The sequence below is a fragment of the Agrobacterium sp. FDAARGOS_525 genome (assembly GCF_003938925.1).
GTDB lineage: Bacteria > Pseudomonadota > Alphaproteobacteria > Rhizobiales > Rhizobiaceae > Agrobacterium > Agrobacterium pusense.
Genome location: NZ_RKIU01000008.1, coordinates 1 through 11,591, shown reverse-complemented (window position 1 = coordinate 11,591; position 11,591 = coordinate 1). Strand labels below are relative to the sequence as shown.

At 58.9% G+C, this 11,591-nt stretch carries 5 protein-coding genes and 5 pseudogenes; 1 reads left to right on the top strand and 9 read right to left on the bottom strand.

Features of this window, described 5'->3' with window-relative positions:
- Positions 1-14: 14 nt before the first annotated feature.
- Positions 15-1,004: a Gfo/Idh/MocA family protein gene (locus EGT36_RS29450; protein WP_035226482.1), complete on the bottom strand. Its 990-nt coding sequence runs from the start codon at positions 1,002-1,004 to the stop codon at positions 15-17.
- A 2-nt stretch (positions 1,005-1,006) separates the two neighbouring features.
- On the bottom strand, positions 1,007-1,984 hold the full coding sequence (locus EGT36_RS29445) for a Gfo/Idh/MocA family protein (protein WP_035226480.1): 978 nt from the start codon (positions 1,982-1,984) through the stop codon (positions 1,007-1,009).
- Positions 1,985-2,184: 200 nt separating this feature from the next.
- Between EGT36_RS29445 and EGT36_RS29440 the strand changes: the two genes are divergently transcribed.
- Positions 2,185-2,937, top strand: a complete 753-nt coding sequence (locus tag EGT36_RS29440) for an IS6 family transposase (protein WP_035226475.1) — start codon at positions 2,185-2,187, stop codon at positions 2,935-2,937.
- Positions 2,938-4,458: 1,521 nt separating this feature from the next.
- Here EGT36_RS29440 and EGT36_RS29435 read toward each other — a convergent pair.
- From EGT36_RS29435 to EGT36_RS29410, 7 genes and pseudogenes are all read right to left on the bottom strand, one after another.
- Positions 4,459-5,103 carry a CBS domain-containing protein gene (locus tag EGT36_RS29435; protein ID WP_286084382.1) on the bottom strand — a complete coding sequence of 215 codons (645 nt, stop codon included), beginning with the start codon at positions 5,101-5,103 and terminating at the stop codon, positions 4,459-4,461.
- A 33-nt stretch (positions 5,104-5,136) separates the two neighbouring features.
- Positions 5,137-5,715: pseudogene (locus EGT36_RS31475) on the bottom strand (phosphoketolase family protein); the annotation flags it as partial.
- Positions 5,619-7,527 (bottom strand): annotated as a pseudogene (locus EGT36_RS29430) (phosphoketolase family protein). The pseudogenes EGT36_RS29430 and EGT36_RS31475, both read right to left, overlap by 97 nt.
- A 133-nt stretch (positions 7,528-7,660) precedes the next feature.
- Positions 7,661-7,867, bottom strand: a complete 207-nt coding sequence (locus EGT36_RS29425; protein ID WP_125271718.1) for a hypothetical protein — start codon at positions 7,865-7,867, stop codon at positions 7,661-7,663.
- A 164-nt stretch (positions 7,868-8,031) separates the two neighbouring features.
- A pseudogene (gene adhP, locus EGT36_RS29420) lies at positions 8,032-9,069 on the bottom strand (alcohol dehydrogenase AdhP).
- 92 nt (positions 9,070-9,161) lie between these two features.
- Positions 9,162-10,262 (bottom strand): annotated as a pseudogene (locus EGT36_RS29415) (ABC transporter permease).
- A 3-nt stretch (positions 10,263-10,265) separates the two neighbouring features.
- Positions 10,266-11,591 (bottom strand): annotated as a pseudogene (locus tag EGT36_RS29410) (ABC transporter permease); the annotation flags it as partial.

Here is an 11,591-nt window from a genome sequence, read left to right as displayed (position 1 = left end):
GGCAAGGACCGCCCTCACCCTTCGATGGCGACTTCACGCCGTTCCCGCGAAGCTTTGAACGCAGCCTCGATACAGGCGACAACATGTAATCCGTCCTCACCGGTGACCGGGGGCTCGCAGCCTGATGCCACGGCTTCGGCAAATGCCTGCCATTGACGCACTAATGCCTGCCCGGCGATATCCGGCTCCATCGAGTTGTCGAGCGGCTCCCAGTGCATGCGGCGCCCAAGCGTCACGCCCTTGAAGAAATCGACGGCAAGCACGCCGCCGTCGCAGACGATCTCGTCGCCAGAAATGAAGGCCCCGTCGCGGTAGCCGATGCTCGCGACCTGTCCCGCCGTGTCGTCACCGAAACGGATGAGCATCAGCGCTACATCATCGGCGTTTTGCTTGTGGAAGGCCGTCGCGGTGACGGCGCTGACGTGCGTAGCACGGCGACCGGCGAATGCCAGCAGCCGATCGAGCGCGTGGATACCAGCGGTAAAGAGCATGCCGCCGCCGGTGGTGGCGTCGAGATGCCAGTCGCGACGGTTTTCTTCCATCCATAGCTTGATCATGCGGCTTGAACCAAATCGCATGCCGCCGATTTCGCCGCTGTCGATGATGCGACGGGCAGCAAGGAAAGGAAGAGTGAACCGCATCGTATGGCCGGGCATCAGCGTTACTCCAGCCTTGGCTGCGGCGCTGAGAACTTGGCGGCACTGCGCAACCGTCGGCGCGATCGGTTTTTCGATCATGATGTGCTTGCCGGCCTCGGCTGCCGCCAGTGCTACATCGGTGTGGAGATGGTGCGGCAAGGCGACCACCACCGCATCGACCTCGCCGTCGGCGAGCAAATCGTGGTAATCGACATAGGCTTTGCCGCCGAATTCAGACGTGAAAGCCTTCAGTCCGATCGCATCGTTGCGGCAGGAAGCGACCAGCCGGGCCGTCCCTGCTTTTTGAAGCGCGCGGGCGTGCGCCGCACCAAAATACCCTGCTCCGATGATACCAACGCCCAGCATGTTCAAGCTTCCTTCTTTGCCATTGCATAGCAGCGGTCAATGATGTCCATCGCCCGCCAGTGATCCTGGAGCGTTACGGCGGGTTTCTTTCCGCTCTCGAGGCGGTCGATCGTATCGGCCATCACGTTGTCGTAGCGGCGCGCCACCGGAGTTGCGGCAACGTCGCGAACCTTGCCGTCGTCCAGGGTAGCGACCTGCAGATGCCCGCCAAAGTCAGTCAGGCTCGCATTCCTCGCCGACACGCGCCACTCGAAGATCCCTTGCGTCATCGAAGCGAAGGTATAGCCGGCCTCCACAAGCCCGATGCTCCCGTCTGCGGCTCGAAGAACGACGAGAGCGTAATCCTCGACTGACGTGCCATGCAGCTGCCGGCCGAAGCTGACACTCTCGACGTCGATGTTCTGTCCACCGGAGAGATTGACGAAGGCGTTCACGCCGTGGATGCCAAGATTGCGCAAAGCGCCGCCGCCGCTGATCGAGGCGTCGAGCACCCAACCGCAGCCGTCATCGACATAGCGCTGTGGAGGCCCGTTGATCAGCCTGAAATGCGAGTGCGAAACCTCGCCGAGCCGATCCGCTTGGCGCAGCGCCGAGACCTCAGCCAGCAGTGGGCTGAAACGGTGCGCAAGGGCGACCGAAACAAACGATCCATGTCGCTCAGCCAAATCGGCGATCGGCTTCAGCACCGCTCCGGAAACACCGACGGGCTTTTCGATCAGCATCGGTATCCCGGCCGAAACAAACCGGCTTGCCATCTCGGCCATTTCCGCCGGGCGCCCCATGACCACGGCCAACTCGGGTTTCGCTGCTATTGCCTCATCAACACTGGCAGTCGCCCTGCCGCCGTATGTGTCGGCGAACGCCGTGGCGTGGGTCGATACCTCATCCCAGGCCGCGACAATTTCTGCGCCCGCAGCCTTGGCCGCTTCAGCATGCATTCCTGCGTGCCAGTGACCAACGCCGAAGAATGCCATTTTCATATCCGATCTTCCCGCGCTCAATGTGTTGACAGATATCCTACAAGAGGATTATCCATATCCCATATAACATTGCCGAGCGCAAGGATGTGTCGACAGGAGGTCCCCGGGAGGATTGGGGGGCGTGTCGCAAAGTTTTTCGTTAACGCTGACTTGAGATTTCGGTGATGAAAAGGCGCTCCGATTTGTTGGAGTGCGGATTTATGATTCTCAATGCCATTGTCGAAAAGCTGAAGCGCCGGTCGAAGGACGATTTCAAAGGACGGCAATTCGAGGCATGGCTGATTATTCAGGCGGTGTCGTGGTATTTGCGTTACCCGTTGAGCTATCGCGATCTGGAAGAAATGTTCAAAGAGCGCGGTTTCGACGTGGATCATAGCAGCATCAACCGGTGGGTTCTGGCCTATGCGCCGATGATCGAAAAGCGGCTGAGACGCTTTCGAAAGCCGCATTGTGGTTCAATCCGGATCGACGAAACCTACATCAAAATCCGGGGCCAGTGGCGTTATCTTTATCGCGCCATCGACAAACACGGCAATCCGGTGGACTTCCTGCTGACCGCAAGGCGTGATCGGGATGCCGCCAAACGCTTCTTCCGCAAGATGTTGAAGGACGAACCGTTGCTCTCACCCGGCAAGATCGGCACCGATGGCGCTGGAACCTTTCCGCCTGCAATCAAGAACGGTGTGGAGGAAAGGCTTCTCCCGCCGGACCCGGTCCATTACGTCACCAAGCATTTGCAGCAAGGCATTGAAAGCGATCACTTCCGGGTGAAGAAGAACATGCCCAAGGTGGGCGGCTTCCGAACGTTCAACACCGCGAGGCGAACGATCGCCGGGTTCGAAGCCATGCTGTGGCTGCGGAAGGGCTTCGGCTTTTCCGGCGGCTGGTCTGTCAACGACCAGAATGATCTCATCGCATGCCTCTTCGGACTTCAAAAAGTTAACAAAGCATGAAAATGCAGCCCGTTACGGCATGACTGCGCCCGCCGAAAAACTTTGCGACACGCCCAGTCCAGCTCGCGATCATTGACTACCAGCTGGTTGACGGCACATCTGAACCTCTGGCCAAGGTTCTTCGCGAGCGCCTGATCCCCACGGTCGTGTTCACAGGGTACTATTTCTCACAGGATTTGCACCGGGAGGCCTTGCAGGCCTTCCCTGGGTGACGAAGCCCGCCGATCCGTCCATGCTGCTAGAGGCGATCGAACGAGCTTTGGAAGCGGTCGGTGGATCTTAGGCGATGAAAGGAAACGTGCCCTGAGAGACTACTTGGCGCCGGATGGCTGAGAATCACGCCGGAGATGCTACTGCCGTCTTGGGTAACATGATGTAGTCGTCAGTCAGCAAGTGCGGACGGTGTCAAAATAGCTTCCGTACGCTGTCGCCACTCTGAGAAGGTCGAAACGCTTTCCGAGCAGAAGACTCGCAGCTTATGCCCTTTGGAAGGCACTTGGCCGTCAAGCTGGCGCTTCCTCCTTTTCACCTGACACGAATGCCTGAGATCAGTAACCGCTGTCCCGATGCCAAATCGTCACCGCCGCTGAGATCTGTGGTCGCCTTTTAGTGGACGAGCAACGGGAGTTTCTCCATGGAGAGTACAGTGGAGGTTCTCACGACCAGGAGGTTTGGCGGTGAGGTTCATCGGCATTGGCCACTTGGCGGACCAAGCCAAGGCTATGACCGGTACGTCGCACGATTTCCTTTATCGCGGCACCGTCCTTTTAACACACGATGAGCACATGGTCTTCTATTCTGGCGGCCTACCTTGATTCCTCACTTCTCCTACCACTACTAGAGGCGATTTAGGTCACACCTTTGCGAAGCAAATCGCACAGTATATTTCAATCACAAGTTGCGTACGCAGCCTCGTGCGGTTACGAATGGAGAAAGACGTGCGGGGCCAGAAGGAATTGATGCTTCCCGTCTCAAAGATTGGCTGTTCCGGAACGCGTCGGCGCCGATCCGCTTGGGCCCACTTCAGCCTCAACAACGCAGCGATAGCCTAAGCGCGTACGCTGCTCGCGCTTGAGGAGCTGAAGCGGAAGGGAGTATGTATCCGACCTTTCGCTGCTGATCGTTGTGGTCCCCACGGCACGATGGATCGATGCAGCAGCCATAGACAGCCCCGAGTACCTGCATGGGGCGACGCGGCAACGGTAGCGGTGAAGTACTCGTACGTCTCCATCTGGCTCCCTCCTCATCGACCCGGATAACGGAGTGGAGACCTCACAGCTATCGCGCTACGGCTGCGGACGACTCCAAGGTCAGACCCCCACTACACCATCGAACTTTGTGGCACAGGGACATAAGCGTTTAGCCCTACTTTCCGAAGCTATCTTACGTTACGGAACCGACGTTAGCGCCTCCTCTGACGACGGCCGACGTGCCTTTCCCAGCTGTGGGCATGGCGCGAGTCGGCGATGATAATTTTGTCATTTCATGGCCTCAAGGCGGCCACCTGGCAGTTCGTTAAAATTAAGGGGAGACTGACAAGCGATTGACGAAGCTATAGCCGCCCTGGATATTCTCGATGAGCACCTGGACCGCGCGCTTTTCGAGATTGTCGGTGACATTGCCATCTAGGTAGATGCATCCGCCATGGACTGAAACTGAAACCCGCTCCTTGTCAATGCCCAGGTCTGCGTTGAGACGGGCTCTGATGGCACGCTCCATCGCCTCTTCCCCGGAGGCGATTGCATCTGATCGTATATCGACGATTGACCGAAGAAGATCGACTCGGCTAACGAGTCCGACCAGCCGGTCATCTTCCACCACCGGTACGCGCTTGATCTTGTACCGGAATAGCAACTCGGCCACCGTTGCGACCGACGCATCGCTGGTCACAGTAACGACCTGCGTGGACATGAGATCGCCCACCCGCCAGCTGTGACCCTTGATATACGTTTCGAGGTCACGCAGGGGCGTGTCGCGCACCGGGTTCTCACGCTTGGCACCTGCGCCGAATTCCACACGCCGCAACAAGTCGCCTTCGGTAATTATGCCGGTGACGACGTCGTTTTCATCCACCACCGGAATGCCGCTGATACCCTCGTTCACCATCAGCTCGATCGCCGTACGAACGCTGTTGGTCGAGTGGATGGTCCTGACCTTTCTGGTCATGATGTCTTTCGCAAACACGTTTTCGTCTCCTATTCACTGATGAGCGGAAACGGACCGCTCCGACCATACCCAGTCCTTGATCTCGGGAAGATCGTCGAAATGCTTACGAATGTAGATCTCGTGTTCGCGAAGCAGGCCGGTACAATGCGCGGCGAGATCGGCGTTCTTCTCCATCATGGCCGGCACGTAACGCATTACGTCGAGGCAGAGATGCAGCCGGCTGATCTTGTTGAGAACCACCATGTCGAAGGGTGTCGTTGTCGTGCCCTCTTCAAGATAGCCGCGCACATGAAACCGGTCATGCGCCTGGCGCCCGTGAAGAAGATCGTGGATGACACCTGGATAGCCGTGGAAGGCGAAGATCACGGGCGCAGTCGTGGTGAAGATCTCGGTGAACTCCGTATCACTCATCCCGTGTGGATGACGATCAGCCGGGCACACCCGCATGAGATCGACGACGTTGACGACACGCACCTTTAGATCGGGAGCAAGCTCGCGCAGGATCCAGGCAGCGGCTATCGTTTCCTGTGTCGGAATGTCGCCCGCACAGGCGAGAACCACGTCAGGCTCTTCCGGCTGATTGCTATACATGTCCCACACGCCCGCGCCCTTGGCGCAATGTGCTTAGCCTCTTCCATCGTCAACCACTGCAACTGAGGCTGTTTGTCGATAACAACGAGGTTGAGATAATTGTAGCTGCGGAAGCAATGGTCAGCGACCGACAGAAGGCAGTTGGCATCCGGTGGCAGGTAGACGCGGGCAACAGCCGGCTTGCGGTGGATGACAGTGTCGATGAAACCCGGACCCTGGTGGCTGAAGCCGTTGTGGTCGTTTCGCCAGCACGTCGAGTCAGCAAGTAGTTCAGTGACGGGATGTCGGCTCTCCAGGGCACGTGCTTAGCGTGCTCCATCCATTTGCCATGTTGCATCGACATCGAGTCCACAACCATGGCAAACGCCTCATAGGTGGCAAACAGGCCGTGCCGACCGGTCAGCGTGTAGCCTTCCAGCCACCCGTGGCAGCAATGCTCGCTGAGCACCTCCATGATGCGGCCTTCCGGCGAGATATGATCGTCGCCAGGCAGGATTTCACTGACCAGGCAGCGATCAGAGACCTCAAAGACAGCGCCGAGGCGGTTTGAGTTTGTTTCGTCGGGGCAGAACAGGCGGAAGTTGTCGGGATTGCTTTTGTAGATATCGCGAAGGTATTCCCCTAGACGAGATGTCGAACCGGCACGCAGTTTGGCTCTTTCGTCGAACTTCACCGCATAATCCTCGAAATCCGGCAGTTTCAATGGGATGGAGAGTTTACCGCCATTGGCGTGGGGATTTGCTCCCATGCGCCGTTCACCTGCCGGAGCGAGTTCGGCATACTCAGGCCGAAATGCGCCATTCTCGTCGAACAGCTCTTCTGGCTTGTAGCTGCGCATCCAGTCTTCGAGAATGCGCAGATGGTCGGGTTTGGTCAGCACTTCCGAAACCGGCACCTGGTGCGCCCGGAAAGTGCCCTCGATCGGCAGGCCGTCGACGATCTTCGGGCCTGTCCACCCTTTGGTGTGCGCATCACGATCATCGGCCAGCGTGGTCGTCCGCGAATCTCTCCTGAGCGCGCCGATAACTGGATCTGGCGGATCCTGAGGACAGCCTCTTCCAAGGTTTTCGAGAATATCTGATGCACGATCTCCGGCACATCGCCTTCGACGAAATGCGGCTCATACCCTTGCCCCTCGAAGAATTTGGCGAGATCCTCGTCGCTGTGGCGGGCCAGCACCGTGGGACCGGCGATTTTATAGCCATTCAAATGCAGGATCGGCAGCACGGCCCCATCCCGGGTTGGATTGATGAAGTCGATGCTTTTCCAGCTGCCGGCGAGGGGACCGGTCTCGGCCTCTCCGTCGCCGACGACTGCAGTAACAAGCAAACCCGGGTTGTCCATGACGGCGCCGAAGGCGTGGACGAGCACATAGCCCAGTTCGCCGCCTTCATGGATAGATCCGGGCGTCGGTACGCTGACGTGGCTTGGAACGCCGCCTGGCGTCGAAAACTGCCGGAAGAGACGAAGGAGACCGGCTTCGTCCTGGGTCACCTCCGGATAAAGCTCTGAATAGCTGCCTTCGAGATAGACGTTGGCAACAAGCGCCGGCCCACCATGTCCGGGACCGGCCATGTAGATCGCGTTCAGGTCGTATTTCTTGATCAGCCGGTTCATATGCGCGTAGATTAGGTTCAAGCCGGGGGATGTACCCCAGTGCCCGAGCAGGCGTGGCTTGATATGATCGACGGTCAGCTTCTCGCGCAGCAGAGGATTGGCCAACAAATAGATCTGCGCCACATTCAGATAATTCGCTGCTCGCCACCAACCGTCAATCTTGTGGAGTTCATTGGCGCTGAGCTCTGGAGCCGCGTTGCTTCGGGTTTCAGTCATAGTCGGTCCTTACAATATCATTGAATTTGGAACGGGCTATCTAATAGGAATGCTTCTGAGACGTCGGATCCGATAGTCTTCTCGTTGCAGGCCGGCATGGCAACGAAATCAGACTCGTTCCTCCATTCTTGTATCAGAAGCCGAACACGTCCTGGCTCGTCGACATCAACGATTGCGCGATTGAATCAATCGCAAAGCCGACATCGCCGCCGAAGGCAATCTCTCCCGTATTCCAAACGCGAGCGGCAGAAAGGCGTAAGGCATCACGCATATCCGCCGTCACTGTTTCTGCGATAATGTGCTCGAGATGAAGCGGTGCCGGAGGCGGGTCTATCGTCATAGCCGTTCCAATCCTTCTTGAGGCGCTGAGGGTGCTGCCAGACGGCAAACGCTGAGCGAAATAGCGTGGCGCACATGAGCATCCACACTGATCTTGGCGACGTCGCGGGCCATGGTGTCAGACGCACTCATGCTCATCCCCATTTGAAACGCGCCTTGATCTGATCAGGCGGCTTTGCCTGTCATGTCGAGCACGACGCGGCCTTCAACACGGCCAGCTTTCACTCCCAAAAACCCGGTTGATGTCCTCGAGCGGCGCCGAGGTGACATGCGCCTTGACTTTGCCTTCGGCAAAGAAGGCGATTGCCTCATCCAGATCCCGGCGTGTGCCGACGATGGAGCCCCGCACGGTAATGCGCTTCAAGACGACATCGAAGATAGGCGTCGGGAACTCACCAGGTGGCAGTCCAACGAGGGCAACGGTGCCTTTTCGTCGAACTAGCTGAAGCGCCTGCGAGAATGCTGGCGGTGATACGGCGGTGACCAGAACGCCGTGTGCGCCGCCATTTGTCGCCTGAAGCGCGTCAGTAACCGCATCGGGACTCCGCGCATCGAGAGCCAGATCGGCACCGGTTTGCCTGGCCAGAGCAAGCTTTTCAGGTGCGACATCCAATGCAAGCACCTTCAATCCCATTGCCTTGGCGTACTGGATGGCAACCTGGCCCCAAGCCACCGATGCCCGAGATCGCCACCCACTGGCCGGGTCGGACTTCGGTTTCCTTGAGCCCCTTGTAGGTCGTCACGCCCGCGCACAGTATGGGCGCCACGGCTGTGAAATCGACATGCCGGGCAGTCTTGCGGCGAATGCAGCGTTGGCGATCGCATATTCCGCGAAACCTCCATCACAGCTGTAACCCGTGTTGTGCTGATGTTCGCAAAGCGTTTCCCAACCCGTCTCGCAGTGTTCGCATCGCATGCATGCGTCGTGCAGCCATGCGATGCCGACCGCATCGCCGATCGTAAAGTCCGTCACGCCCGGGCCGATGGCCGCCACGGTACCGGCAACCTCGTGGCCGGGAATGAAGGGCGGGGATGGTTTGACCGGCCAGTCGCCGGAGGCGGCGTGCAGATCGGTATGGCACACGCCACAGGCCATCACTTTGACCAGCAGTTCCCCAGGTCCGGGCACGGTACCCGAACGCTTTCAATCGTCAGCGGCGCACCGAATTCATGAACGACCGCAGCCCTCATGTGTTCTTGCATGGCTAGGTTTTCTCCTGTTGCGGATTGAATGGTATGCCTTTCAATTAAAGCGGCTCGGATTACGTCTCACGGTCATCGTGGCCCAACCTTTGCTATCGCAGGAAGCTTCGGAGCGGCGCAGGGCAAGGACGAAAAGCGCCGCGCTATCAGCACCAGCGCCAGCAACTGCGGCCAACAACGTCGAAGCCCGCTCCGCGAACAGAATGGACTGAGCCAGGATCACGAAGTGAGTGTTAGGCGCCGCCAGCATGATATCCTGGATGATCAGCGGCATGCTTTCGCGCGGCTGACGCCGCCCGACAGGACCTGAAGTGGAAGCAGGACCAGCATCAGCAGCAGGCCGAACTGCGGCATGGAACCGGCGACCGTCGCCAGGAAGATCCCATGCATGTGGTGGCGATGAGTTGCAGCGCCGCGCCTGCGAGAAAAAGACCGACAGAACCCTGATCGGCACCTGGAGAACGCCCTGCACCACGAACACGATCGACACGGCCGAAGCGACAAGGACGACGAGCCCCATCGACCAGATCTTGCTCAGCATGATCTCCGTCGGCGTCACCGGCATCACAAGCAGGTGCTCGATCGTACCATGTTCGCGTTCGCGTTCAGGGCCGCACCGGTCAGCACGATCGAGAGCATGGTGATCGACGAGATCACATTGGTGATGGCGCCGAACCAGCCCTTGTTGAGCTCCTGGTTGAAGCGGAACGCAGAGTGAGATCGACGGGAACGTCGCTTCTCCCCTGTAGCGGTTGAGATATTCGCTGACTTCGCTGGAGATGATGGACTGGATATAGCCGCCGCCGCTGAATGCCTGCGACATGCGTGTAGCATCGACATTGAGCTGGATCGTGGCGCTCTGCCGGCGAGCAGATCGCGCTGGAAATTAGGCGGGATGTCGAGGGCGAAGGTATCGATGCCCGCATCCATGCGGCTGTCCATGTCGTGCTGCGATATGATCTTCGGGATGGAAAAATACGGCGGGTAGAAGGCGGTCAGGATGCGGGACGAGACGGGTGACTGGTCCTCATCGACGATGGCGATGGCAGCCTTGTTGAGCGTCTCGGGCATGGAGGTCGATGCCGTATAGACTGACAGGGTGAAGGCATAAAGGATCAGGACGACGAGCATCGGGTCTCGGGCGAGACCGCGGAGCTCCTTGACGCCGAGTTGGCGATATTGGCCAAGCGCATGGATCACCCCGCCTGTTTCTTGAGGAGCGCCGCGCCACTGGCAAGAAGAACCGGGACAGCGATCAGCAGCGGAATGAAAGACGCCGCAAGATCCTTGAACTCCAGCGCCTTGGAGAACGTGCCCCGCGCGATCGTCACGAAATAGGTCGTCGGATAGATCTGGCCGATATAGGCGCCTGCTCCCTGAAGGGACGACACCGGATCGATCATGCCGGAATATTGGACGGCCGGAATGAGCGTGATCAGCGCGGTTGCGAAAATCGCGGCGATCTGGCTGCTCATGAAGGTGGAGATCAGCAGTCCGAGCCGGTCGCCGCCGTGACGTACAGAAGAGCCGCACCCGTCAGCGTCAGGAAGCTGCCGTCAGCGGTACATCGAAGATGAAGACTGCGAATGCCGTCAACATGAAGAAGTTGAGCATGGCGAGCGCGATATAAGGCAACTGCTTGCCGAGCAGGAACTCGATGCGGGTGACGGGCGTCACGTAGAAGTTGATGATCGACCCCAGTTCCTTTTCGCGCACCACGCTCAAAACCGCGAGCATGGCCGGGATCATCATCAAAAGCAGCGGAATGACGGCCGGCACCATGGCTTTGAGGCTCTCGACACTCGGATTGTAGCGGTAGCGAAGGGCGATCTGGAAGTTGCCGGTCGTTGCCGCGTCTCCGTAGAGTTCACGCGCCTTCTGGGTCAGCCATGTCTGATGCATGCCCTGCACATAGCCCCGCACCGTTTCGGCTCGTGAAGGCATCGCGCCGTCGATCCAGGCGCCGATCTCGACCTTGCTGCCGCGCGCGACATCGCGCCCGAAGCCTGGCGGTATCTCCAAGGCGAGGCTGAGTTCGCCGTTGCGCATGCGCCGGTCGAGGTCATTGTAGTCGATGATCGGCGCCTTCTCCGTGAAATAGCGCGATCCGGCGATCTGAAGCGTGTAGTCGCGGCTGATCGTCGTGTCGTCCCGGTCGAGAACGGCAAACGCCAGGTTTTCGACATCCATGTTGATGCCAAATCCGACGACGAACATGAGGATGACACTGCCAAGGATGGCGAGCGTCCCGCGGATCGGATCGCGGCGCAGTTCCAGCGCCTCACGCCGGGTATAGGCAAACATGCGGCGCAGGTTGAAGGTGGAGTTGGCGGATGAAGCCGCTTGGGGGCGATGACTTCATCCGCCTCTTCACGCTGCGCGATTGGGGCGGGCGCAGCTGAAGCCTCACCGATGGCCTCTTCCAGGTAGGAAATGAAGGCCTCTTCCAATGTCCCGGCGGACCGCTTTTCGACAATGGCGCGCGGCGTATCGCTGACGAGAACCTTGCCGGCATGCATGAG